Annotated in this window: 19 protein-coding genes; 13 read left to right on the forward strand and 6 right to left on the reverse strand. The window is 66.4% G+C overall.

Features of this window, described 5'->3' with window-relative positions; genetic code table 11:
* Window positions 1-38: 38 nt before the first annotated feature.
* The 3 genes from ACUCV3_RS03070 to ACUCV3_RS03080 all read right to left on the reverse strand — a co-directional run bounded on the left by ACUCV3_RS03070 (window position 39) and on the right by ACUCV3_RS03080 (window position 3,739).
* A complete protein-coding gene (locus tag ACUCV3_RS03070) occupies window positions 39-1,463 on the reverse strand; it encodes a CapA family protein (protein ID WP_313039303.1) in 1,425 nt (474 codons plus the stop codon).
* Window positions 1,464-1,555: 92 nt separating this feature from the next.
* Entirely contained in the window at window positions 1,556-3,046 is a 1,491-nt protein-coding gene (locus tag ACUCV3_RS03075) for a sensor histidine kinase (protein WP_122928255.1), read from the reverse strand.
* 27 nt (window positions 3,047-3,073) lie between these two features.
* On the reverse strand, window positions 3,074-3,739 hold the full coding sequence (locus tag ACUCV3_RS03080) for a response regulator (RefSeq protein ID WP_010338501.1): 666 nt from the start codon (window positions 3,737-3,739) through the stop codon (window positions 3,074-3,076).
* A 279-nt stretch (window positions 3,740-4,018) separates the two neighbouring features.
* Here ACUCV3_RS03080 and ACUCV3_RS03085 point away from each other — a divergent pair, with 279 nt between their 5' ends.
* The 6 genes from ACUCV3_RS03085 to ACUCV3_RS03110 all read left to right on the forward strand — a co-directional run bounded on the left by ACUCV3_RS03085 (window position 4,019) and on the right by ACUCV3_RS03110 (window position 13,222).
* The gene (locus ACUCV3_RS03085; RefSeq protein ID WP_122928256.1) at window positions 4,019-5,653 is read left to right on the forward strand and encodes a serine hydrolase domain-containing protein; all 1,635 of its coding nucleotides are present in this window, start codon (window positions 4,019-4,021) and stop codon (window positions 5,651-5,653) included.
* 72 nt (window positions 5,654-5,725) lie between these two features.
* A complete protein-coding gene (locus tag ACUCV3_RS03090) occupies window positions 5,726-8,419 on the forward strand; it encodes a TonB-dependent receptor domain-containing protein (protein ID WP_122928257.1) in 2,694 nt (897 codons plus the stop codon).
* A 158-nt stretch (window positions 8,420-8,577) separates the two neighbouring features.
* Window positions 8,578-9,483, forward strand: a complete 906-nt coding sequence (locus ACUCV3_RS03095) for a LysR family transcriptional regulator (protein ID WP_122928258.1) — start codon at window positions 8,578-8,580, stop codon at window positions 9,481-9,483.
* Between the two features lie 151 nt (window positions 9,484-9,634).
* Entirely contained in the window at window positions 9,635-10,990 is a 1,356-nt protein-coding gene (locus tag ACUCV3_RS03100; protein ID WP_122928259.1) for an MFS transporter, read from the forward strand.
* A gap of 25 nt (window positions 10,991-11,015) precedes the next feature.
* Entirely contained in the window at window positions 11,016-11,912 is an 897-nt protein-coding gene (locus tag ACUCV3_RS03105) for a shikimate dehydrogenase (protein WP_048938461.1), read from the forward strand.
* Complete coding sequence (locus tag ACUCV3_RS03110; protein ID WP_122928260.1) at window positions 11,909-13,222, forward strand: carbohydrate porin; 1,314 nt, start codon at window positions 11,909-11,911, stop codon at window positions 13,220-13,222. Before ACUCV3_RS03105 ends, ACUCV3_RS03110 begins: the two co-directional genes overlap by 4 nt.
* 6 nt (window positions 13,223-13,228) lie before the next feature.
* Here the strand turns inward: ACUCV3_RS03110 and ACUCV3_RS03115 are convergent, their stop codons facing one another.
* Both ACUCV3_RS03115 and ACUCV3_RS03120 read right to left on the reverse strand, forming a co-directional pair.
* Entirely contained in the window at window positions 13,229-15,100 is a 1,872-nt protein-coding gene (locus tag ACUCV3_RS03115; protein WP_122928261.1) for a bifunctional sugar phosphate isomerase/epimerase/4-hydroxyphenylpyruvate dioxygenase family protein, read from the reverse strand.
* A gap of 103 nt (window positions 15,101-15,203) precedes the next feature.
* Window positions 15,204-15,683 carry a c-type cytochrome gene (locus ACUCV3_RS03120; protein WP_048938458.1) on the reverse strand — a complete coding sequence of 160 codons (480 nt, stop codon included), beginning with the start codon at window positions 15,681-15,683 and terminating at the stop codon, window positions 15,204-15,206.
* A 213-nt stretch (window positions 15,684-15,896) separates the two neighbouring features.
* Between ACUCV3_RS03120 and ACUCV3_RS03125 the strand changes: the two genes are divergently transcribed.
* From ACUCV3_RS03125 to ACUCV3_RS03155, 7 genes are all read left to right on the forward strand, one after another.
* Complete coding sequence (locus ACUCV3_RS03125; protein WP_004208329.1) at window positions 15,897-16,550, forward strand: TetR/AcrR family transcriptional regulator; 654 nt, start codon at window positions 15,897-15,899, stop codon at window positions 16,548-16,550.
* A 74-nt stretch (window positions 16,551-16,624) separates the two neighbouring features.
* A complete protein-coding gene (locus ACUCV3_RS03130) occupies window positions 16,625-17,806 on the forward strand; it encodes a hypothetical protein (protein ID WP_048938457.1) in 1,182 nt (393 codons plus the stop codon).
* Between the two features lie 145 nt (window positions 17,807-17,951).
* Window positions 17,952-19,130, forward strand: coding sequence for an amine dehydrogenase large subunit (locus ACUCV3_RS03135; RefSeq protein ID WP_048938456.1), 1,179 nt, complete (start codon window positions 17,952-17,954; stop codon window positions 19,128-19,130).
* Between the two features lie 2 nt (window positions 19,131-19,132).
* A complete protein-coding gene (locus ACUCV3_RS03140; protein ID WP_048938455.1) occupies window positions 19,133-19,666 on the forward strand; it encodes a MauE/DoxX family redox-associated membrane protein in 534 nt (177 codons plus the stop codon).
* Window positions 19,667-19,673: 7 nt separating this feature from the next.
* Complete coding sequence (locus tag ACUCV3_RS03145) at window positions 19,674-20,276, forward strand: thioredoxin domain-containing protein (protein ID WP_010338488.1); 603 nt, start codon at window positions 19,674-19,676, stop codon at window positions 20,274-20,276.
* A gap of 26 nt (window positions 20,277-20,302) precedes the next feature.
* Window positions 20,303-20,848: a methylamine dehydrogenase light chain gene (locus ACUCV3_RS03150; protein ID WP_004208334.1), complete on the forward strand. Its 546-nt coding sequence runs from the start codon at window positions 20,303-20,305 to the stop codon at window positions 20,846-20,848.
* A gap of 12 nt (window positions 20,849-20,860) precedes the next feature.
* Window positions 20,861-21,373 carry a c-type cytochrome gene (locus ACUCV3_RS03155; protein ID WP_122928262.1) on the forward strand — a complete coding sequence of 171 codons (513 nt, stop codon included), beginning with the start codon at window positions 20,861-20,863 and terminating at the stop codon, window positions 21,371-21,373.
* A 316-nt stretch (window positions 21,374-21,689) separates the two neighbouring features.
* Here ACUCV3_RS03155 and ACUCV3_RS03160 read toward each other — a convergent pair whose 3' ends face one another.
* Window positions 21,690-24,023 carry a TonB-dependent receptor gene (locus tag ACUCV3_RS03160; protein WP_122928263.1) on the reverse strand — a complete coding sequence of 778 codons (2,334 nt, stop codon included), beginning with the start codon at window positions 24,021-24,023 and terminating at the stop codon, window positions 21,690-21,692.
* Between the last annotated feature and the right edge of the window lie 63 nt (window positions 24,024-24,086).

The following is a 24,086-nucleotide window of genomic DNA, read 5'->3' on the forward strand; positions in this document are numbered from 1 at the left end:
CAGGGGCGCCGTCCTGCGCCCCTGAAGCCGCCATTCGATCAGGGGCGCGAAGCTGCCACGCGGATCACGCCCACGCCCTTGACCGTTTCGATCTTCGTGCCGAACGGCGTGGACAGGCGCTGCAGCCGTTCCAGGATGCGCGCACCGACCGTGGCATCGGCCAGGTGCGGCACGCCCTTGCCCGCACCCGTCGCGTTGACGCCCAGGTCGACGGGATAGAGGCGGATTTCGCTCAACTGGCCATCCTTGTAATGGCTCACCGCGATTACCGTTTCATAGAGGTTGGGATCGCCAAATTCCTTCGCGCCGCGCGCCTGCAGCAGTTCGGGTGCGGTCACGCTGCCCGGCGTGATGCCGAACTGGTCGTACATGTCGGCCGGCAGGTCATCCAGGCTGTTGTTCATCATCGCGAAGTTGCCGAGCGAATAGAAGATCGGCTTGCCCTTGTAGATTTCGATCCCGCGCAGCTGGTGCGGGCCATGGCCGACATAGGCGTCCGCGCCGGCATCGATCGCCTGATGGGCCAGACCCTGGGCGAAATTGGCGGGCGTCTGGCTGGCATTGCCGGGCTCATGATTATGCAGCGAGAAGACGGCGAAATTGCCATTCTGCTTGGCCTGGCGCACGGCCAGCATGTTGGCGGCGACATCCCTGGCGTTGAGATCATATTCGATCGTCATCGGTGCGGTCGGGGTTGTCGTCGTCCGATATTCGCGGCCCTTCATCTTGACCGGCGCCCCCGCCTTGGTGCCCGCCAGCCGGGCGATCGTCGCCAGGTCGGTATCGGACACCAGGCCGACCTCGACGCTGCGGATGGTGTTGGCGCCGCCACGGCCGGGCACCTGGCCCAGTGGATCGGAGGCCGGCGTCATCGGCGTGAAGCTGGTGGTGGCCGACACCAGCCCGACGCGGCCATGCGGCCCGTCATAATAGGCCGGCGCACGGGCCGCGGTCATCGACCGGCCGGTGCCGGCATGGACGATATGCGCGCCGTCGAGCAGCGCCAGCGTGTCATACAGCCCCTCCACGCCCCAGTCGGTGGCATGGTTGTTGGCATGGCCGACAATGTCGATGCCCATCTTCGCCACATCGGCCGGGACGGCGGGATCGGCCAGCATCCAGGTGCCGCCCGACTCCGCCTGCGGCGAGCCCTTGAAGGTCTTGAGGTCGAGCGCGGTCGTCTCGAAATTGCCGAAGGTCACGTCCGCGCCACGCAGGATGCGCAGCATGTCGGGCGACTGCTGCTCGATCGTCGCCAGCATCGGCCGCAGATAGATGAGGTCGCCGACCGCCGCGAAGCTGAAATCACCGGCGATCGGGCTGGTCGGCACGCGGCGGGTCGACAGCTGGCCGCCGCTTTCCTCTTCCTCGGCATGGGCCGTGATCGGCGCGGTCAGCATCAGCGCGGCGCCGGCCAGCGACAGGCTGCGCACCGCGCGGCGGCGAAGAATCTTGGACAGCATCAACGGACTTCCCCTTTGTAACTTTGTGTCGGGGATAGCCGGTCGGGCTGACATGAACCTGTCGCCGGGACAGGCTTTTCTGTTCGGCGAGCCTATTCGGCGCGAAACGCGATGGTGACGCACAACCCTCGGCCGGTCCGTCCGTCGGCCAGGCTGATCTGCGCGCCCATCCGGTCGGCGAGCGCGCGGGCGATCGGCAGGCCAAGGCCGGTGCCCGGCGTCGCGCTGTTGCCCGGCATGCGGTAGAAACGGTCCCACACCTTCTCGCGCTGAGCCTCGGGAATGCCCGGACCATCATCGTCGATATCGACCATCGCCTGCCCCTCGCGGCGATAGAGATGGACGGTCACCGTGCCGCCCGGCCGATTGTAGCGAATCGCATTGTCGAGCAGATTGCCGATCAGCTCCGCCGCCAGCCCCGGCTGGCCGACTGCCATGGCCGGACCGACCATCGCCTTGTCATAGCCGATCTCGATATCGGCCGGCGCCTGGGCCGCGCGATCGGCGATCACGTCCGCGGCAACTTCGGACAGGTCGAACGGTACCATCCGCATGTCGCCATCCTCCTCGCTGCGGGCGAGCGCGATCAACTGGCGCAGCAATTGTTCGAGGCTGTCGATGGCGTGGGGAATATCCTGCAACGCCGCCTTGCCCTGGGGCGAGGCCGCGCCATAGCGATCAAGCACATCGAGATGGACCCGCGCCACGGCAAGCGGCGTGCGCATCTGGTGCGAGGCGTTGGAGGTGAACTGCCGCAGCGAATTGGTCGCCCGCTCCAGCCGCGCCATCAGCCCGTTGAAGGCCGCGACGAACGGCTTGATCTCGACCGGCGTGGCTTCCGCCATTTCCATGCGGAAAGCCGGCGACGCCTCGCGCCGGGCGGCCTCCACCTGCCCCGTCAGGTCCGACAGCGGTCGCAGTCCCCAGCGGATCGCCCACCAGAAGAGCAGCCCGGTGACCAGCAGCACCGCGACGCCGACCAGCAGCACCTGGCGCAGGAACAGCCGTTCATAGGCGGACCGATCATCCAGATAGTCGGCAATCTGGATCGCGATCAGCTTGTCATCGCCATAGGCACGGCGCATCTCGGTCGCGATCCGCACCGGCTTGCCGTGCAGCGTGCTGCTGCGCAGATAGGCCGCCTGGGTAACATAATGGGCGTCCGCCGGATCGAGATAGCCGCGCACCAGCGGCGTCTTGCGATAGGCATTCTTGAAGGTCGCGGGCGGATGGCGATCGGTCACGCCGTCCCAGTCCGCGCGATAGTCGGCAGGCGGTTTCAGGCTGGGATCGCCGGCGACCAGCGTATCGCCACGATAGACGCTGTAATGGACCACCGGCCGGGCGCGGCGCTGAAGCAGGTGAATGACCAGCGGCACCAGCCGCTTCTGGTCGGCCGGCGGGCTGTTATAGGCAAGGCTGAGCGTCCGGACCGACCCCACCAGCACCCGATCGACCGTGTCCGCCTCCGTATTGTGATTGACCAGTGCGGTGATGACGGAAAAGACCAGCACCAGCGCCGTCAGCGGCATCATCACCGCCCCCGTCAGGCGCAGCCGCAGCGAGGAAGACAATCTGCGCATGTGCGTGGCGGTCGATCAGTCCGGCGCTCAGGCCGCTTCGATCATATAGCCCAGCCCGCGGATCGTGCGGATCGACGGGCCGGACGGCTGCAACTTGCGGCGCAGGCGGCCGACATAGACCTCCAGCGCATTGGGCGTGACGGCATCGTCGAAGTTGAACACTTCGGCCGACAGCCTTTCCTTGGCCACCACCTTGCCCGGCCGGCCCATCAGCGTCTCCAGCACCGCCAGTTCGCGTCGGCGCAGGTCGATCATGCTGCCTTCCAGATAGACAGTGCGGCTGGACCGGTCGAAGGTCAGCGTGCCGATGCGCAGCACCGGATCGAGTGTGCCCTGGCTGCGTCGCACCAGCGCGCGGACCCGCGATTCCAGCTCGCGCGGATCGAACGGCTTGGCCATATAATCGTCGGCCCCGCGATCCAGACCATTGATCCGGTCGTCGATCATGTCACGTGCGGTCAGGATGATGATCGGCGTCCGCGCACCGCGCGCGCGCAGCCGGCTCAGCACTTCCAGGCCGTCCAGATCGGGCAGGCCCAGGTCCAGGATGATCGCGCTATAGGGTTCCTGATCGGCCAGCCGCAGCGCATCCTCGCCGCTGGTCAATATGTCGACGGCAAAGCCCGCGCCTTCCAGCGAGGCCATGATCCCCCGCGCCAGACGCTCATCATCTTCCACCAGCAACAAACGCATTACAGCACTCCTACCGATCCCGGCAGGCACCCTCGATCGACATTAAATTGCGATACGCATCCGCAGCAGGAATGCAAATACCAAATAAAAAGCCCTTATCTTGCCGTTGATTGCAAGATCGGCCGCCCCACCCCTCTCTGTGTCAGGTTCGTGACAGCGACTCCGGTTAGGACTCGCCAGGAAAGACGGACGACGACGGATTTTCCGCCGTACGCGCCGCCAGAAAAAACAGATCGCAGCGCGGCAAGAGCGCTTCGGGCGCACAAGGGGAAAATAGATATGACGACCGTTCGGTCCTCGCTCGCGGGGGCGCTCATCTGCATGGCTGCGGCACTGCCCGCTGCCGCCATGGCGCAATCGGCCAGCCCGGCCCCGGCTGATGCCGCATCGCTCGCCCGTCTCGACGCGCTGTTTGCGCGCTGGAACAGCGAGACCGCCCCCGGCTGCGCCGTCGCCGTCTCGCGCAATGGCCAGGCGATCGCTACCCGCGCCTATGGCATGGCCAGCCTGGAACTGGGCGTCCCCCTCACCCCGGACAGCATCTTCGAGGCCGGATCGGACTCCAAGCAGTTCACCGCCGCCGCGACCCTGATGCTGGCACATGCCGGCAAGCTGTCGCTGGACGATGACATCCGCAAGGTCGTGCCGGAAATGCCCGATTACGGCACCCCGGTCACGATCCGCCACCTGCTGCACCACACCAGCGGCCTGCGCGACTGGGGCTCGGTCGCCGCGATCGAGGGCTGGCCGCGCAACAGCCGCACCGCCGACAATCAGGACATGCTGAACATCGTCGCGCGCCAGAAGGAACTGAACTTCGCGCCCGGCAGCCATTATCTCTACAGCAACAGCAATTATAACCTGCTCGCCATCATCGTCGCGCGGGTCAGCGGCCAGTCGCTCGCCGACTTCACCCAGGACCATATCTTCAAGCCGCTGGGCATGACCCACACACGCTGGCGCGACGATCATGGCGATGTCGTGCCGGGCCGCACCGGTGCCTATGAATTCGACGATGGCGTCTATCGCAACGACCAGGTGATTGAGGACGCCTATGGCAATGGCGGCCTGCTGACCACGGTCGGCGATCTGGTGAAGTGGCAGGCGGCGCTCGACGCCGACACGTTCGGCGCCGGCTTCACCGCGCAGATGCAGACGCCGACCAAGCTCAATGACGGCACGCCGATCGCCTATGCGCTGGCGCTGGTGAACCTCGACCATCATGGCCAGCAGGAAGTCAGCCATAGCGGGTCGACCGGCGGCTACCGCGCCTGGATGGCCCGCTATCCGCAGCACAAGCTGGCCGTGTCGCTGCTCTGCAATACCGGCAATGCCGACACGCCGGTGCTGGGCCGCGATGTCGCCGACATCTTCCTGCCCGCCTACAAGGCCAAGACCTATACCCCCAAGGGGCCGCTGCCCTCGGGCACCTATGCCGACAGCATGACCGGCTTCCCGGTCCGCTTCGACAGCGACGACAAGGGCAATCTGCGCGCAGACGGCCGGGTGCTGACCCCGGTGGGTCCGGGCCGCTGGGCCCAGCGCGAGGATATCTTCGCCTTTGGCAAGACCGGCCTGACGCTGGAACATCGCGAGGGCGAGAAGATCGCCTATCGCAAGGTCGATGCCGTCACCGCCTTCGACGCCAAGCCCTATGTCGGCCGCTTCTGCGGCGTCGACACCTTCGCCTGCCTCAGCTTCAAGCAGCAGGGCGACACGCTGACCTATAGCGGCCCGCGCTGGTACAACACGCCGCTCAGCCCCGCCTATGCCGACGTCTTCACCGGCGAGGCCGCGCCGGGCGCGGGCCGCATCACCGTCAAGTTCGAACGCGACGCATCGGGCGCGGTCACCGCGCTGCGCTTTGGCGAAGGGCGTGCCTACGACGTCGCCTTCCGCCGCGTCGCCGACTGATTTTCAGCCATCACACAAGAGCCGCTCGGGTCGCGGCCACAACAAAGCAAGAGCAAAAGGGGACTATTGGAAATGCGTATTGAAGACACTGGATTTCGCCGCCTGCTGATGGCGGGCAGCGCCGGGGCCGCTCTGGTCCTGTCCCTCGCCTCGGCGCAGCTCGCCATGGCACAGGACAGCACGCCCGCCGCCGACGATGACGCCGGTTCGATCGTCGTCACCGGTTCGCGCATCGACCGCAAGGGCTTCGACGCGCCGACCCCGACCACCGTCGTGGGCGAAAGCGAACTGCGCCAGGGCGCCCGTCCCAGCATCGCGCAGGTGCTGAACGACCTGCCGCAGTTCCGCGCAACCCAGTCGCCGGCCAGCACCGTCGCCAACACCAACTCCTCCTCGTCGGCGATGGACCTTCGCGGCCTGGGCGTCACCCGCACCCTGACCCTGCTCAACAACCGCCGCTTCACCGGCTCGTCGGACCTCAACACCGTGCCGCAGGGCCTGGTGAAGCGGGTCGAGATCGTCACCGGCGGCGCCAGCGCAGCCTGGGGCTCGGGCGCGATCGGCGGCGTCGTCAACATCATGCTCGACGATGATCTGGAAGGCCTGACCATCGGCGCGCAGAACGGCGTGTCGTCGCGCGGCGACGGCTATCGCTACAGCTTCGACGGCACCTTCGGCACCCATTTCGCCGACGGCCGCGGCCACTTCATGATCGGCGCCGAATATCAGAATGACGAGGGCATTCTCGACCGCAACTCGCGCAAGAATGTCGGCAGCGCCAACCTCTTCTCGCCGACCACGGGCGACCATGACTATATCCTGGTGCGCGACGTCAACAGCTCGACCACCAGCCTCGGCGGCCTGATCACCTCGGGCACGCTCAAGGGCCAGACCTTCAATTCGGACGGCACGCTGCGCGCCTTCCAGTACGGCAGCCAGATCAGCGGTTCGACCATGGTCGGCGGCGAAGGCGTGGCCACCAACGACGAATATGCGCTGACCAACCCTTATCAGCGCGTCAACAGCTATGCCCGCGCCAGCTTTGAGGTTGGCGACGCCACCTTCTGGGCGGACGGCAGCTACAGCCGCATCTGGGCCAAATATCCCTTCTATGCGGAAAATGGCACCTACACCCTGTCGGCCAGCAATCCCTATCTGTCGCAGTCGATCCGCGATCAGCTCGCCGCCGCCGGCGAGACCAGCATCAAGGTCGGCCGCTTCTTCGAGGATTATGGCTATCGCACCTTCGGCTATTATCGCCAGAATGTGGAAGGCGCGATCGGCGTCGATGGCAGCTTCGCGGACGGCAAATGGCGCTATTCGGCCTATTACAGCCATGGCGAAAACCGCAACATGCAGAGCTATGACAACCAGATCACCGGCGCGAACCTGACCGCCGCGCTGGATGCCGTGACCGACAGCAGCGGCAATATCGTCTGCCGCACCGCGCTCACCGATCCGACGACCGCCTGCCGCCCGCTCAACATCCTGGGCGAAGGCGCCGCCAGCCAGGACGCGATCGACTATGTGTTCGGCAATGTCGCCCGCGTCGTCTACACCACCAAGCTCGACAGCGCCGGCGCCAGCCTGCGCGGCGATCCCTTCTCCACCTGGGCCGGCCCGGTTTCGGTCGCCTTCGGTGCGGAAGCCCGCTGGGAAGAGCAGGTCACCAACAGCCTCGACGCCACCTCGGCCGCCAAGGGCTTCAGCCGCTTCAACTTCTCGCCGCTCGACGGCGGGTTCAACGTCCAGGAAGCGTTCGGCGAAGTCGCCATCCCGCTGCTCGACCAGCCGTTCAGCAAGCTCGATGTCAACGGTGCGGCCCGCTACAGCCGCTACAGCACCAGCGGTGGCATCTGGTCGTGGAAGCTGGGTGTGACCGATCGCATCTTCGACAATCTGCTGCTGCGCGTGTCGCGTTCGCGTGACATCCGCTCCGGCAGCCTGGCGGAACTCTACACCACCACCACGACCAGCTTCACCACGGTCGCGGAAAATGGCAGCACCTACTCGATCACCCGCTATGGCGGCGGCAATGCGAACCTGAAGCCCGAAATCGGCAGCACGCTGACCGCCGGCGCGGTGTTCACGCCGACCTTCCTGCCGGGCTTCAACCTGTCGGTCGACTATTACAACATCAAGCTCAAGGACGCGATCACCTCGCTGGGTGCGCAGGACGTCATCAGCGGTTGCGCCAACGGCAATACCGACCTGTGCAGCCAGATCGTGCGTGACACTGCCGGTGCCCCGACCACCATCTACACCACCTATATCAACTTGGCCGAATACAAGACCGCCGGCGTGGATATCGAGGCCAGCTACACCCTGCCGCTGAGCAAGGTGAGCGGCGGCCTGGGCGGCACGATGCGCTTCCGCGGCCTTGCCACCTATGTCGACAAGGTGCTGATCAACGACGGCATGACCAGCGTCGACCGCGCCGGTGACGTGGGCGACAATGTCAGCTTCGGCACGCCGCACTGGCGCGCCACCGGGTCGATCAACTACAGCAGCCAGGACGTCTCGGTCGACGCCCGCGTCCGCTATGTCGGCGGCGGCAAGTTCAACCATGCGCTGGATATCGCCAACAACGACATCGCCGCCCGCGTCTATGTCGACCTCGGTGCCCAGGTGAATGTCGACAAGTTTACCCTGTTCGCCAACGTCAACAACCTGTTCGACCGCGATCCGCCGCTGACCACCTATGGCGCGATCCACTATGACACGATCGGCCGTTACATGACGGTCGGCGCCAAGGTTCGCTTCTGATCCCTGGCTGATCGATGTGCGCGGGCAACCCCTTGCCCCCTGCCCGCGCACATTGAAAACCCGCCTTCGAACGACCGGCACGCACGCGGCGGGCTTTCATGCGCCGCCCCGCTGGGCTAGCACGCGCTATCCATCCGGTGCAGGATCATGGACGTTCGATGCTCACGGTTCGACAGATAGAAATTTTCCGCGCCGTCATGATTACCAAGACGGTCAGCGGCGCCGCGCGGATGCTCGGCACGTCCCAGCCCGGCCTCAGCCGGATGCTCGGCCATATGGAGGACAGGCTGCAGTTCCGCCTGTTCGACCGCACCCGCGGCCGGCTGGTGCCGACCCAGGAAGCGGGCGTGCTGTTCGAGGAGATCGAACGCATCTACAAGGGCTTCGACGATCTCGCCCATGTCATCCGCCGGCTGGCCAAGGGGGAGGACAAGACCTTTCGCGTCGGCGCATCGCCCTCGCTCGGCCATTCGATCCTGCCCCAGATGCTGGCCCGCCTCAGCGCCAATTATCCCGGCCTCACCATCCAGTTCGACATTCTCTCGGTCGAACAGGCGATCGATTATCTCGCGCTCCAGCGCGGCGAATATGCGCTGACCGTCTTTCCGATCGATCATCCCAACATCCTGTCCAGCCGGATCGGCGCCGGGCGCATGGTCTGCGCCGTGCCCAGCCATCATCCACTGGCGGATCGCGACCGGATCGGCGTGGCGGACCTTGCCGGCGCGCAACTGCAATCCTTCCGCCCCGACACGCCCCATGGGCGGATCATCACCGACATGTTCGCCCGCGCCGGGCAGGAACCGGACGTTTCCACCTATATCCGCTTCGCCGAAACCGCGGTCGCCTTCGTCGCGAACGGCATGGGCGTGGCGCTGGTCGACAGCTTCACCGCGATGCAGCCCCATGCCGACACCGTCCGCTTCCTGGAATTTGAAGACCCCGGCGTGCTTCCGGTCTATATCAACCGCAATATGGAATCGCCGCGCGCCATCATCGGCGAAACCTTCGAGGAGATTGCCCGCAGTGCGATGCTCGCCCTGCCGCGCCCGCCAAAGCCATAACATAGCGATATAGCGAAGCGCATCTGGAGCGGTGGAAATTACCTATTGAATGGATGAGGCATAGCCATCCGCAGAATAGAAGCCGACAGGCCACCGGACAAGCAAGGCAAGGGCGCAGGGCGCCGCGAGAGGATGAAAGGCATTATTCGAGATGGCCAGCTATTCCGCCACCGGCAGCGTGTCCGTGCGGCCCTATGTGACCGTTGACGGCCAGGCTGCGCCCGTCGCATCGGACAGCCTATGGACCGCGCGCCAGATACTGGTCGTCGCCATCTGCTTCATCCTCAACATGCTTGACGGCATGGACGTGCTGATCCTGTCCTATATCGCCCCCGCCCTGTCGACCGACTGGCAGGTGACGCCCGAACGGCTGGGCGTGGTGTTCAGCGCCGGGCTGGCCGGTATGGCCGCCGGCGGCCTGCTGATCGCGCCGATGGCCGACAGGTTCGGCCGCCGCAAGCTGATCCTCGCCTCGCTGGTGATGATGGCCGGCGCCATGTTCGGCTCGGCCATGGCCGCCAATATCGGCGAACTGATCGTCAGCCGCTTCATCGTCGGCATCGGCATCGGCACGGTGCTGGCCAGCATGGCAGCGCTCACCGCCGAATATGCCCCGCCCCGGCATCGCACCTTCGCGGTCGGTTTCCTCCAGGCCGGCTATCCGGTCGGCGCCACCATCACCGGCTTCATCGTCGCCAACTTGCTGCCCATTTACGGCTGGCAGGCGATGCTGCTGGGCGCGGCGATCCTCTGCACCCTGTCCCTGCCCTTCGTCTGGCTGTTGCTGCCCGAAAGCATCGACTTCCTGCTCAGCCGCCAGCCCAAGGGCGCGCTGGAAAAGGCCAACCGCCTGCTCCGCTCGATGGGCCAGCCGGCGGTCGACACGCTGCCCGCCAGGAAGGTGCATGAAGCCAACAAGGCCGGTGTGCGCGGCCTGCTGACCGATGGCCGCGCGACCGGCACCATCCTGCTGTGGATGGCTACCATCTCCGGCTTCATGACGCTCTATTTCGTCATCAGCTGGATCCCCAAGCTGGCGGTCGAGGCCGGCCTGCCGGCCAAGGACGCCATCTATGCCGGCGCCATCTACAATATCGGTGCCTTTGTCGGCGTGACCCTGATCGGCATAGCCGGCACCCATTTCGACCTGCGCCGTCTGATCCTGGGCTATATGTCGGCCGCCGCCGTCACGCTGGTCCTGTTCGGATCGGTCACCATGCCGCTGATCGCGACGCTCGCCACCGCCTTCCTGATCGGCGTCTTCGTCCAGGGCGGCTTCAACGGCTGCTACCCGCTCGCCGCCAGCCTCTATCCGCCCGAAGCACGCGGCACCGGCATCGGCTGGGCCATGGGCGTCGGCCGGATCGGCGCAGTGATCGGGCCGATGCTGGGCGGCTTCCTGCTCGCGGCGAAAGTCTCACTGCCTGTCATCTTCGGTGTCTTCGCGGTGCCAGCCGTCATCGCGGGCATCTGCGCCGCGATGATCCGCCTGCCCAAGGCCGACTGACCGCCCCTCTTCCAAGGATAATGCCATGTTCCAGTCCCCCGCGCCCGTCGCGGATCGCCCCCGCGCGTCCATTCTCTGCGGCCTGATCGGCCAGGGCATCGCCGGATCGCGCAGCCCGCACATGCACGAGACGGAGGCAAAGGCGCTCGGCCTGACCCTCGTCTACCGCATCCTCGATGCCGATCGGATGGGCTATGACGCGGACGACCTGCCCCGCCTGCTGCCGATGCTGGGCGCGATGGGCTTTGACGGGATCAACGTCACCCATCCCTTCAAGCAGGCGGTCATCCCCTTGCTCGACAGCCTGTCCGACGCGGCGCGGGCATTGGGCGCGGTCAACACCATATTGTTCCGCAACGGCCGGGCGCATGGCGACAATACGGACTGGTCGGGCTATCGCGCCCATTTAGTCGCAGGCCTTGCCGATCGCCCGCGCGGCCGGATCGCGATGATCGGTGCAGGCGGCGCTGCGGCAGCGGTCGGCTATGCCCATCTCGACCTTGGCGCGACGCATCTTGCCATCGTCGATCCGGCACAGGACCGCGCGGCGGCGCTGGCCGATCGGCTTGGCGCGCTCTTCCCGGCGGCGCAGGTGCAGGCCATGGCCCATGCGGCCGATGCCATAGCCGGCGCCGATGGCGTGGTCCAGACCTCCCCGATCGGCATGCTCAGCCATCCCGGCCTGCCCTTCGATCCCGATCTGCTGACGCCCGATCAATGGGTGTCGGACATCATCTATTTCCCGCTGCACACCCCGTTGCTGGTGGCGGCGCAGGCCAAGGGCTGCGCCATACTGACCGGCGGCGGCATGGCGGTGATGCAGGCGGCCCATGCCTTCGCCCTGTTCACAGCGGTCGCACCGGACAGCAACCGCATGCTGGCGGACTTCGCCCGCGCGACCGATGCGGCTGTCGCGCCATGATCGCCGACAGCCCGCCCGCCATCGTCCTGCCCGTCCAGGTCGCCGAAGCGGTGAAGCCCGCGCCGCAATTGCAGGGGCCGCCCGCCGGACCACAGACGCCCCCACCCCCGCCGCCGGCCGCGCCCCAGGCCGGCTGGCGCACACGGCTCAAGGACAGCGGCGTCAACCTCACCTTCTCCTATGTCTCCGAAAGCGCCGCATCGATCAGCGGCGGGCGCGATCAGGGCGCAGCCTATACCCAGCAATTGCTGGCATCGGCGGTCGTCGACACCGGCAAGGCGTTCGGCCTTTCAGGCGGGAAGATCATCGCGACGATCATCCATCGCAAGGGGCAGGATCTGACCGCGACCCGCATCGGCAATCTGTTCGAGGTGCAGGAACTGTTCGGCGGCGGGCAGGATCTGCGCCCGGCGGAACTGAGCTATGAGCAGCAGTTGAACGGCGGCCGGACCGCGCTCAAGATCGGCCTCTATCATACGGGCGACGATTTCGCGACCTTGCCCTCGGGCTGCCAGTTCCAGAATTTCGCCTTCTGCCCGCGCCCGACCACGCTCTTCTACAATAGCGGCTTTTCCGGCTTCCCGATCCCGCGCTGGGGCATCCGCGCCCGGCAGGACATCGGCCATGGGCTGAGCATCAGCGTCGCCGCCTTCGAAGTGAACAGCATCCGCGCCCAGACCGGCAATGGCTGGCAACTGGCGCCGCGTTTCGACAGTGTCGTCCTGCCGGTCGAACTGGGCTGGAAATCGGGCCAGGGCGCGGGGCAATTGCCCGGCCTGGTCCGGGTCGGCGGCCTCATCGACACGACCGACAAGCCCGACGTCTATGCCGACGCCAATGGCGATTCCTACGCCCTGTCCGGCCTCGCCCCGGCCACCCGGCGCGAACGGTGGAGCGCCTGGGCCATGGCGGAAAAGATGATCGTCCGCTTCGGCCCCGGCGAACGCGGCCTGTCGCTGTTCGGCACCATGACCCTGTCCGACCGGGCGACCGCGCGCGTGCCCCTGTTCCTGAGCGGCGGCTTCGTCGCGCGCGGCCTGTGGGACAATCGGCCCAGGGACAATTTCGGCCTCGGCCTCGTCTATGCCAGGGTCAATCCGCGCATCGCCGATCGGCAGCGCGACCAGCAGATGCTGGGACAGGATGTCGATCCGCAGCGCTGGGAAGCAAGCGGCGAAATCTTCTATGGCTGGCAGGCGACCCGCGCATTGCTGCTGCGCCCCAACCTCCAATATATCCACCGCGTCGGGGCGACGAGCCGCTATCCCGATGCGGTGGTGGCCGGCATGACGATCAAGCTGATCCTCTGACCCCGCTCAATCGACCGGGTTCTCGGCGCGGAACCGGTTCTGTGCGGCCAGCCGGACGCCGGCATTGGGTGCGCCATAGCCCGTATAGCCACGATCGCGCTGGACGAACTCGAAGAAGAACAGCTTGTCGAAAGCGCGGCTGTAAAGCTGCCAGAAGCCGTGCCCATCGGCGTCCTCGTCATAGAGGATGCCCAGCGCCTGCATCCGAGCCACCAGCGCATCGTCAAAGCCGAAGCGCGCGGCGATGTCCGCATAATAATTGGCCGGGATGGTCAGCACCGCGGCGCCCTCATCCCGCAATGCCTGCGCCGTCGCGAAGATATCGTCGGTCGCCAGCGCCACATGCTGATAGCCGCCGCCAATCCCCTGGTCGAGGAAGCGGGACGACAGCGTCTCGCGCGCGTCCGACGCATTGAGTGTCACGCGGAAGGCGCCGTCGGGCGCCTGCAAGGCCTGGCTATGCACCAGTCCCGACGGATCGATCACATCCTGCGCCGCCTTGGCCTCCAGCCCGAACAGGGCGCGCCAGTAAAGCTGCCAGGACAGGAATTCGTCATTATGGACGACGGCGGCGAGATGGTCGAAGCCATGGGCATGGACCGGCGCATCGGGCGCTGCCTCGATCGCTTGGAACTCCCGTGCCCACAGCCCTTCGACCTCATTATCGTCGATCAGATAGACCAGGCTGCCGCCGACCCCGCGCAGCGCCGGCATCGCCATCCGGCCGGGGCGGCCTTCCGCGCTATAGGCCTTGATCCCCAGCGCCGCCGCGCGCGCCTGCACCGCCGCCTTGTCCCTCACCCGCACGCCGATCGCGCAGATGGACGATCCATGCGCCGCACGATAGGCGCTGGCAAAGCCCTTGGGTTCGGCATTGATGACCAGGTTGACGCCGTCCTGGCGCCATCTCGTCACCTTCTTCTGGCGATGCTCGCCGGCAAGGCTGAAGCCCAGTGTCGTCAGCGTGCGGCCCAGCCGCGCGGAATCGGCGCTGGCGGTGGTGAATTCCACGAATTCGGCGCCCAGCACCGGCTCCGGCGCGGGCATGGTCGACGGGCGCCCCAACTGCCGCAGCGCCGCATCGCGCACATAGTCGAGCGAACGATGCCCGTCCTCCGCCACCAGCGTCGCCGCATTGGAGCGGAACCGGTCGTTGAAGATTTCCAGCGACAACGGCCCGTCATAGCCAGTGGCCAATATCTCCGCGACGAAGCCGGCGACATCCAGCCCGCCCTGCCCCGGCAGGTTGCGGAAATGGCGGCTCCAATAGAGCAGGTCCATGTCGAGCAGCGGCGCATCGGCGAGCTGAACGAAGACGATCTTGTCGCCACGGATATCGCGGATGCTGTCGCTCGGAATCTTGCGCGACAGCGAATGGAAGCTGTCGAGGATGATGCCGATATGGGGATGGTCGACCTGCTCGACGATCGACCAGACATCGCGATGATCGAACACATGCCGGCCCCAGGCCAGCGCCTCATAGCCCACCAATAGGCCGCGCTTGGCCGCCCGCTCGCCCAGATCCCGGAAATCGTCGACGATCCGCTCCCGTTCGCCCAGAGAGGCAGGCGAGCAGTTGGAGCAGACCAGGATGCGATCGGTGCCCAGTTCGCCCATCAGGTCGAACTTGCGCTCGGCCCGGTCGAAGGCGCGCTGGCGCAGCGCGCCCGGCATCCCCTCGAAATCGCGGAAGGGCTGGTAGAGCATGCAGGCAAGGCCCAGATCGTCCAGCATGCGCCGCACGTCTCGCGGCGCCAATTCCGACCCGATCAGGTCATTCTCGAATATCTCGACCCCGGCAAAGCCGGCCGCGGCAGCGGCACGCAATTTCTCTTCAAGCGTGCCGCGCAGCGAAACGGTGGCGATGGCGTTGGACATGGGGGATCTCCTTGAAGCCCCCTTATCCCACAGCCCGGCACCGCCATTTAACCGCTCAAGACCGACTATCCCATAGCATAGAGTTATAGGATGGCCGCCCGGATCAGGACGGGATCAGTCCCTTGCCCGCCAGACGGCCGCGTTCGGCCGCGACCTGCGCCGCGGTCTGCTTGCCGCCGGCGCGCACCTTGGCGACCTCCGCCGCGGTGAAGGGCGCGGCGGGCTTGGCCGCCTTCTTGAGCGACACCGCATGATTCAGCACATCGGCAATATCCTGATCGGACATGGTGCCCATGCCGGGCATCAGGCCGGTGATCTTCCTGTCGTCCACGGTGATCGGGCCATAGATGCCATAGAGCAGCACCATGGCGAGATAGCGCCGCCCCTCCGGGCTGGTCGCGATCTGCGCGACCCGGCCGTTGAGACGCGGAAACTGGCCCGGCAGGCCCGCGCCCGAGGGCTGATGGCACATGGAGCAGCGGTTGGCGAAGGTCTGCGGACCAGTCGCCTGTGCCGCCCCCGGCAAACCTACCGCCGCAACCGCCAGCAGAGAGAATATGACGCGCTTGATACCCTGAATCATCGCCTGAAATGTCCCCGCACATATGGACGTTTACCCCGGAAGCCGCCCCCGCCAGGGTGCCGCACCGGATTTCACGCCTCTTCCCAAGATTATGTGGATGCGCAAATACTGGACAGTCTTCAAATATTCGTCAAGCCCGCCGTTGCGAGCGATGCGCAAAGGGTGGCGAACCGGGCCGCGCCGTGGTAGGAGGGCCGCCAAGGCAGATGTGATATGATACTCGCTCCCTCACGGCCCGGCATCTATGCCCGCGGGTCCGAAACGGTGGACCAGATCCTCAAGGCAGCACTGGACGTGCTGATCGACGAGGGTGCCGATGCCTTCACCCTGCGCCGCATCGCCGCGCGCTGCGACATGAAGGTCGGCAATGTCAGCTATCATTTCCCGCGCAAGGAAATGCTGATCCAGGTGATGCTGGACGAGATGCTGGAATCCTATGACAAGCTGCTGGAGGAGATGGTGCGCAAGCCCGGCCTCACCGCCGAGGAACGGCTCAAGCTGGTCATCATCCTGTGCCTGGAGGATATCCAGACCAAGCGCACCACCCATTTGTTCACCGAACTCTGGGCGCTCGCCAACCAGAGCGAGTTCGTCGCCGACCGGGTGCGCCTGTTCTACAGCAAGGTGCATGAGGTGATCGGCGAATATGTGGCGCAGATCAATCCGGCCCTGTCCCCGGACGAGGTGCATAGCGTCGCCCTGTTCATCAGCGCGTCGATGGAAGGATCGACGCCTTTCCTGGGGCATCAGAAGCCCTGGGCGGCCAAGATGCCGGTCTTTACCGCGCTGGCGGCAATGTCGTTCGTGCATCTTGCCAAGACGGTGACTTCGCGCGATCTTGCAGGGCTGATGACAGAAGCGGCCTGACGCCGCCCCAAGGGGGAGAGATGGTCTGAACGGCAGGGGCGCCACCGGCGCCTGTTCATGCTGTGGGGGCCATCATGACGCAAAGCCGTATATTGCCCGGATGGGCACCGGACCGGACCATCGCCTGCATCGCCGCCGCCGCGCTCGCGCTGCTGCAACCCGGCATCGATCCCGTCTTCCTCACCCTGCTGACCGCTGCCACCCGGCTTGATCCATCCGACCATGGCTGGATCGTCGGCGCGACCCAGGGTGGCATGGCGATCGGCGCGATCCTCGTCTGGCGCGGCGGCGCGCACCTGCCGGCCGGCGCGCCGGCCTTCGCCGCGCTGATCGCGCTGGCCGCCAGCCTGATAACGCCGGCGCTCGACGAACTGGCAACGCTCATCGCCGCGCGCGGTCTGTTCGGCGTCGGCATGGGCGTCGCCTATACCCACGCGATGAGCGCCGCCGCCTCGCAGCGCCCGACCGGCGCCTATGCCGCCGTCTTCCTGGTCCAGTTGCTGCTGTCCACCCTGGTCGCGCTGGCGCTGCCGGCGATCGGCGACAGCGCCGGGCCGGCCGCTGCGCTGCGCCTGCTGGCGCTCGCACCGATCGGCGTGCTGCTGCTCAGCCTGCTGATGCCGGCCGCCGATCCGGCGCAGACGCCCACCGGCGACGCCAATGAACGCGCGCCCACCCCGGCCCGCGCCTGGGCGCTGGCCGTTGCCCTGTTCTGCTTCATCGCCGCCACCATGATGATCTGGAGCTTTTCCGGCGCGCTGGCGCTGGCCGCCGGCATCGACGACAGCGTGATCGGCGAGGCGGTGGCGATCGGATCGGTGATCGGCGCGCTAACCGCGATCGCGCTGATGCGCGAACAGAGCATCGTGCCGCTGCCGCTGACCGGCCTGCTGTGCGCCTTCTGCCTGCTTGCCCCGCTCGCCCTCACCCGCCCCGGCGCACCGACCCTGTTCATCCTGGCGATCGGCCTGCTCAATATCGGGTCGACCGCCACCATCATCCGCTTTTCCGGCCTTGCCACGGCAGCGGGCGGCGGCAGTCCGCTGTTCCGCCGCTTCGTCGCCTGCGTCCACAGCCTGGGCATGATCGCCGGGCCGGTGGCGGGATCGCTGCTGTCCGACGGGTTGGGGCAACAGGGGCTGGTCGATGGCGCGCTGGTCGCGCTCACCGGCGGCTGTTTCGCGCTGCTGGTCGCTGCTGCCCCCGACAGGCTGCGCCTGCCCCGGATCGAGGGCGTGCACGAGATTATCGCTTAGTTTTGCTGCGGCGCAAAATTATTTTGCGGGGAGCGCCTCCACCCCCTTGACCAATCCTTGACACTTGTCCAGCCTTCATTTCAGCGCCGGAACGCGGACCAGATGAGTCCAGCGCCGCCGCACCGATCAAGGGGGATCACACCAGATGTCGAGCGCCGCCGTCAGGGGATTTTTCGCCACCGCCGCCATGGGTTTCGCCCTGTGCGCAGCCATCACCGTCCATGCCGCGCCCGCCGACACCACGGCCGCGCTGGAGCCGGAAACGTCCGATGTGGTGACGATGGAGCCACCCAAGCCCAACTGGTTCTTCGTCGACGGCGGATGGGACATGCCGGGCACCAGCATCTTCGACGGCGACAGCGGCAAGATGGTGGGCATGGTCGAAACCCGGCGCCTCGCAGACATGGCAATCGATCCGGCCGGCAAATATTATTATGTCGCCGAGACGATCTGGTCGAAGGGCGATCGCGGCACGCGGCAGGACATGGTGTCGGTCTATGACACGCGCGAACTGAAGCTGGTCACCGAAATCACCATTCCCGACCGCATCCTGATCGGATCGCGCAAGAACAATTTCATCATCAGCGATGATGGCAAGACCGGCTTCGTCTATAATCTCAGCCCCGCCTCCTCGGTGAACATCGTCGATCTGGTGAAGCGCAAGTTCGTCGCCAATGTCGAAGTGCCCGGCTGCGCCAGCATGATGCCCAATCCGGGCGTCGGCTTTTCCGCGCTCTGCGCCGACGGATCGCTCGCCACCGTGAAGCTGACTGGCAGCAAGGCCGACATCACCCATAGCGCGCCCTTCTTCTCGGCCACCGACGATCCGATCTTCGACAATTTCACCTATGACCGGAAGAAGAAGGAAACGACGTTCCTCAGCTACACCGGCCAGATCTGGACCGCGAAGCTTGGCCCGGCGCCGACCATCTCCGCGCCCTTCTCGATCCAGGCGGCCGCCGGCATCCGGCCGGGCGAAACCAAGCCGCTGGAACTGAACTGGTATCCCGGCGGGCGCCAGCCGATGGCGCTGCACCGCGCCACCGGCCATCTGTTCGTGCTGATGCACATGGGCGAATATTGGTCGCACAAGGCGTCGGGCACGGAAGTGTGGGAAGTCGATCTCGCCACGCAGAAGGTGGTGAAGCGCCGCCCGCTGGAAGAGCCCATGAACAATATCGAGGTCACCCAGTCGGACAAGCCGCTGCTGATCATGGACGGCGAGAAGGGCACGGCCCTCGTCATCGACCTCGCCACCTGGGAAGAAAAGCACAAGATCGAGAAGGCCGGCGGCAGCACCATCACGGTCGCGGACCCGTCCTGACCATGACACTGGGTCTGGCGATCGCCGCGCTGGCGGCTGCCATCGGGATCGGCCTCATCCTGTTGCAGGCGGGCCTGTCGAAGCTGCGCCACCGTGTCCTGCTGCCCGGCGTGATCGCCAATTACCGGCTGCTGCCGCCGGCGCTGGTCGCGCCCGCCGCGATCCTGCTGCCGCTGGCGGAGATCGCCATCGGCGCCACGCTGATCGCCGGTCTTGCCCCGGTGCCGGTGCTGCTTGCCATGCTGCTGCTTAGCCTCTTTGCCGGCGCGATGGCGATCAACATCGCGCGCGGGCGCAGCCATATCGACTGCGGCTGCGGCCGTTCACAGTTACGCCATCCGATCGGCTGGCCGCTGGTGATCCGCAACCTGCTGCTGGTCGCGCTCGTCGCGCCGCGCCTGCTGCCCGCCCCGCCACTGTCCGTGCTGGACATCGCCACCGCCGCCGCTGGCGGCATCGCTCTGTTCCTCGCCTTCCATCTGCTCGGCGCCATCCTGGCGCTGATCGCCACGCCCGCTGCCGCCTACCGGAGATAGAAGACCTATGCTGACCTCGCTCATCATCGCGCAGATCCTGTCCTGGGTCGCCATTTTCGCGCTCGGCATCGCCCTGCTGGCGGTCGCGCGGCAGGTCGGCGTGCTGCACATCCGCGTCGCGCCCGCCGGCGCGCTCGCCACCAGCGGCGGCCCAGCGGTGGGCGACGCCATCGTCAAGATCGATACCCGCACCATCGACGGCGCGCCCGTCACGATCGGCGGCCATGCCCATGGCACGGCGCTGCGCCTCTTGATGTTCGTCTCCGCCCAATGCCCGCTGTGCAAGAATATCATCCCGATGGCCAAGTCCTTCGCGCGGGACGAGCGGGTCGCGCTGACCTTCGTGGGCGACGATGATGTCGCCGCCCAGCGCGCGATGATCGCCCAGCACGGGCTGGAGGCCTATGCCTTCGTCAACGGGCCGGAAGCGGGCCAGGCCTATGGCGTCGCCAAGCTGCCCTTCGCCGTGCTGCTCGATGCCGAGGGCACCATCCTGTCCAAGGGACTGGTCAACAGCCGCGAGCATCTCGAAAGCCTGGTCGTCGCCCATGAAATGGGGATCGCCACGGTGCAGGATTATATCGGCTCGCTCAAAGCGCAGGCGGCCTGATCGCAAGTTCAAAGGGGGTCCGCGACATGAAGAAGTTCGACGCCGACGCCATGGGGGAAAAGCTGCTGCGACGCCTCGCCGGGGGGACATCCCGCCGCTCGATGCTCTCGCGCCTGGGGGCCGCCCTGGTCGCTGCGCCCGCCTTCCCGCTGCTGCCGGTCAGCCGCGCCGAAGCGGCCAAGCCCGACCGCTCGCCCGAGGCCAAGACCGCCTTCGCCCGCACTGCGCAGAGCAAGGACGAGACCAAGTGCGACTATTGGCGCTATTGCGCGATCGACGGCGCACTCTGCACCTGCTGCGGCGGCGGCATCCATAGCTGCCCGGCGGGTTCGGAGCCCTCGCCCGTCTCCTGGGTCGGCACCTGCATCAACCCGGACGACGGCAAGGCCTATCTGATCGCCTATCGCGACTGTTGCGGCAAGCCCGCCTGCGGCCAGTGCGGCTGCGACAATACCGATCGCGAAACCCAGCTCTACATGCCCCAGCTCAACAATGACGTGATCTGGTGCTTCGGCACCAGCAGCATGGAATATCATTGTTCGACCGCCGTGCTGGTCGGCGCGGCCAGCTGAGGCCGGCAGGACATGCGGCACGCGCTGCTGATCGGATCGCTGGCGCTGCTCGGCGCGGTCGGCATCGGCCGCGCCGCCCTGCCGCCGATGGGCCTGTTGCCCAGCGCGATCACTGACCCGGACCTCGCCCGGTCCGACTATGTCGAAAATTGTGGCGGCTGCCACGGGGTGCAGGGCAGCGCCGCGCCTGCGGCCCTGCCCGAACTGCGCGGCCGGGTCGGCTGGTTCCTCTGCACGCCCCAGACCCGCGCCTATCTCATCCGCCTGCCCAATGTCGCGCTCAGCCGGATCAAGGATAATCAGCAACTGGCCGACATGATGAACTTCGTCGTCTTCGGCCTGGGCGGCGGCAGCGTGCCGCAGGGCAGCCCGCCCTTCACCGCCGAGGAAGTCGCCCATGAACGGCGCTTCGCCCTGTCCGCCGCCTCGCTGACCGCCGAACGCGCCCGCCATGTCGAAACCGCGATCCGCAAATGCCATGCGCCCGCCTCGCTCCGGCAGATGTTTCCGTCTGCAGGGCGATAGCGCTGCCACGGGCATCGATGTCCTACACGCCGCTTTTCTGATCTGTCCCTCGCCATGCGACAGAGGCTGTTCCCCCTCGCCCAACCCGGCCGCCCGGCGCGTGGCAGGCGCCTATGTAGCGCGCGGCTGTCGCGTCATGGGCGCGCGACAGGGGCAAGGGCGACGCGCTTCCATGCCCCTGCCCCCATTACCCCCGGCGCGGCACAGGCGCGTTACCGACGCGTCGCAGGTGCGCGACAGGCGCAAACACCCCCAACAGGCCGTTTACACTGTGAACTTCGGCAGACGCGCGCCCGATCGCGGGCGCCGCCATGCTTCAGAATGTCGCCTTCACCCCGGCATACCAGCGGCGTGGCGCGCCCGCGCCATAGGCCCTCGGGTCGCTCGCCCCCGGCGCCTCGTCCAGTTCGATCTCATCCACCTCGGTAAAGGTGCCGAAGGTCGCATAGTGGCGGTCGAACAGGTTGCGGACCTCGCCGAACAGGGTGACGCCGGGAATGATGTCGATGCCGGCGCGGATATTGGCGATCAGGTAGCCGGGCACTTTGGCATTCCGGTTGGCCTCGTCACCGACCAGATATTGGCCCGACCGGGCGATCAGGTCGCCGCCGACCGACCAATGGCGCTGACCGCCCATGATGCCAACATAATCCAGCGTCAGGGTCGCACTATGGCGAGGGATACCGGTCAGGCGATCGCCCTTGCCGACGTCGATCGTGCCGTCGTCATTGGCCTCGGGATTGGCCGGGCTGCTCAATGTCAGCGCGCTGCGATAGGTGGCATCGGTGAAGGCATAGCTGAGGCCTGCGGTAAATCCGCCCCGCGCCGCCTTGACCGATGCCTCGACACCCTGGCGCCGGGTCTTGCCGATATTCTGGAAATAGGCCCGACCGCGAATGTCCGACGCAATATATTGGATGTCGTCATGATTGCCGGTGCGATAGGCGGAAACCAGCCAGTCGGCGGTCCATCCCCCGACGGCGAAGCGGCCCGAACCGCCCGCCTCCCAGCTTTTCGCCACCACCTGCTTGAGCGGCGGATCGGCGATGAAGAAATTGGTCAGGCTGCACGGCGCATTCTCGTCGGCGCAGGACAGTTCGGCCGGGGTCGGCGCGCGGTTGGTCTCGGCATAGCCGACCCGCAGCGACAGCCCGTCCGAAACCCGATAGTCCAGCTCCGCGCCGGGGTTCAGCCGCTGGAAATTATGCCGCCCGTTCAGTGCCGTGCCGATCTGGTCGACCAGTTCGATCCGCGCATGGTTCCAGCGCAGCCCCAGTTCCGCCGTCAGCCCGGGCGCCAGCGGCAACCGGTCCTGCACGAAGACGCCCCAATAATCGGTGTGCGCGACCAGTCCGACCGGCGCGATCGCACCATCCGGCTGGACGATGATCGACCCCAGCCCCTCGACGCTGCGCTCGTCCGTCATCGCCCCCAATTCGGTCGATGTATCGAACCGGGTGCGGCTCGTGTCGTAACTCATGCCGATCGCAAAATGATTGGTGCCGCCCATCAGCGCGCGATCGTCGATCAACTGCACCAGCGCGCCCATCGCATCGGTCCGCGTCCGCCCCCGATTGAGCACGCCATAGCCCTCGCCGCCCAGGCTGTCGGCAATGGCGTTGCCGTTGGCATCGGTCAGGACCGACTGCACCTCGTCCCCGTCATCATCGCTCCCCACCGTCTCCAGGCAGAGCAGCCCGGCGTCATCCTCATCCTCGCACCCCTCGATATCGGCGGCGTCGCCATTGACCGTGCGCAAGGTCAACCGCTGGGCATAGAGCGTCCCTTCGATCCGGGTCGTGTCGGACAGCGCGCCCCAGGGGTGCAGGCTGATCCGGCCATAGCTGCTGCGGCTATTGTCGGGCCAGGTGAAGACGGCGCGCCGGTCCGCCGCCAGCAGCTCGACCGGCGACACGCCATTGCCGGTCAGGTCGGTCTTGGCCCCGACCAGCTTCATGTGCAGCCCGCCCTTCTCCGTGTCGAAACCCAGGTCGGCATAGCCATTATAGAGATGCGACGGGCTATGATCGCGCCAGCCATCGTCATGGCTATACTGAAACGCGCCGAACGCACTGAAATTGCCGCGCGCAAAGCCGCCGGCGATGCTCGCCTCGGCATAGCCGAAACGGCCGCCGGTCATGCTTGCCTCCAGCCCCGGATCGCTGCGCCCGTCCTTCGTTTCCAGCAGGATCGCCCCGCCCAGCGCATTGAGGCCATAGACCGGGCTGGCGTCGAGCAGGCTCAGCTTACGGATCGCCGCTTCGGGGATCAGGTCGAACTGGACGGTATCGCCGAACGGCTGGTTGAAACGGGCGCCGTCCATATAGACGGCCAGCCCCTGCGCCTGCCCCTGCAGCGGCGAGGCAACGAAGCCGCGATAGAGAAGATTGGGTTGCCAGGGGTTATTCTGCGCGTCCTGCAGCGTGATGCCGGCAATATTGCGGGTGAGAACGCCGAGCAGGTCGGGCGTGCCGCCAATGCCGATATCCCGGCCGGAGATGGACAGCGCATCATCGACGTCGATCGCCCCGCCCGGCGCGGTGACGATGATCGTCTGCGCCGGGCCGGCATCGGGTTCTTCCGCCCATGCCAGCGCCGGTATCAGCGCCACGCCCGCCAGACCCGCGCAAAGCCAGCCCCTGCCCCGCATATTCCTCTCCCATCTCTGTTTATGGAAAGAACGCTAGGGAGGGCTGGCCATCGCCTCCATTAT

It is taken from the genome of Sphingobium sp. VMM, assembly GCF_056790315.1.

Excerpts from the sequence above, each read along its gene's own strand:
- ACUCV3_RS03070 (WP_313039303.1), bottom strand. The coding sequence starts at position 1,463 with ATGCTGTCCAAGATTCTTCGCCGCCGCGCGGTGCGCAGCCTGTCGCTG.
- ACUCV3_RS03075 (WP_122928255.1), bottom strand. The coding sequence starts at position 3,046 with ATGCGCAGATTGTCTTCCTCGCTGCGGCTGCGCCTGACGGGGGCGGTG.
- ACUCV3_RS03080 (WP_010338501.1), bottom strand. The coding sequence starts at position 3,739 with ATGCGTTTGTTGCTGGTGGAAGATGATGAGCGTCTGGCGCGGGGGATC.
- ACUCV3_RS03085 (WP_122928256.1), top strand. The coding sequence starts at position 4,019 with ATGACGACCGTTCGGTCCTCGCTCGCGGGGGCGCTCATCTGCATGGCT.
- ACUCV3_RS03090 (WP_122928257.1), top strand. The coding sequence starts at position 5,726 with ATGCGTATTGAAGACACTGGATTTCGCCGCCTGCTGATGGCGGGCAGC.
- ACUCV3_RS03095 (WP_122928258.1), top strand. The coding sequence starts at position 8,578 with ATGCTCACGGTTCGACAGATAGAAATTTTCCGCGCCGTCATGATTACC.
- ACUCV3_RS03100 (WP_122928259.1), top strand. The coding sequence starts at position 9,635 with ATGGCCAGCTATTCCGCCACCGGCAGCGTGTCCGTGCGGCCCTATGTG.
- ACUCV3_RS03105 (WP_048938461.1), top strand. The coding sequence starts at position 11,016 with ATGTTCCAGTCCCCCGCGCCCGTCGCGGATCGCCCCCGCGCGTCCATT.
- ACUCV3_RS03110 (WP_122928260.1), top strand. The coding sequence starts at position 11,909 with ATGATCGCCGACAGCCCGCCCGCCATCGTCCTGCCCGTCCAGGTCGCC.
- ACUCV3_RS03115 (WP_122928261.1), bottom strand. The coding sequence starts at position 15,100 with ATGTCCAACGCCATCGCCACCGTTTCGCTGCGCGGCACGCTTGAAGAG.
- ACUCV3_RS03120 (WP_048938458.1), bottom strand. The coding sequence starts at position 15,683 with ATGATTCAGGGTATCAAGCGCGTCATATTCTCTCTGCTGGCGGTTGCG.
- ACUCV3_RS03125 (WP_004208329.1), top strand. The coding sequence starts at position 15,897 with ATGATACTCGCTCCCTCACGGCCCGGCATCTATGCCCGCGGGTCCGAA.
- ACUCV3_RS03130 (WP_048938457.1), top strand. The coding sequence starts at position 16,625 with ATGACGCAAAGCCGTATATTGCCCGGATGGGCACCGGACCGGACCATC.
- ACUCV3_RS03135 (WP_048938456.1), top strand. The coding sequence starts at position 17,952 with ATGTCGAGCGCCGCCGTCAGGGGATTTTTCGCCACCGCCGCCATGGGT.
- ACUCV3_RS03140 (WP_048938455.1), top strand. The coding sequence starts at position 19,133 with ATGACACTGGGTCTGGCGATCGCCGCGCTGGCGGCTGCCATCGGGATC.
- ACUCV3_RS03145 (WP_010338488.1), top strand. The coding sequence starts at position 19,674 with ATGCTGACCTCGCTCATCATCGCGCAGATCCTGTCCTGGGTCGCCATT.
- ACUCV3_RS03150 (WP_004208334.1), top strand. The coding sequence starts at position 20,303 with ATGAAGAAGTTCGACGCCGACGCCATGGGGGAAAAGCTGCTGCGACGC.
- ACUCV3_RS03155 (WP_122928262.1), top strand. The coding sequence starts at position 20,861 with ATGCGGCACGCGCTGCTGATCGGATCGCTGGCGCTGCTCGGCGCGGTC.
- ACUCV3_RS03160 (WP_122928263.1), bottom strand. The coding sequence starts at position 24,023 with ATGCGGGGCAGGGGCTGGCTTTGCGCGGGTCTGGCGGGCGTGGCGCTG.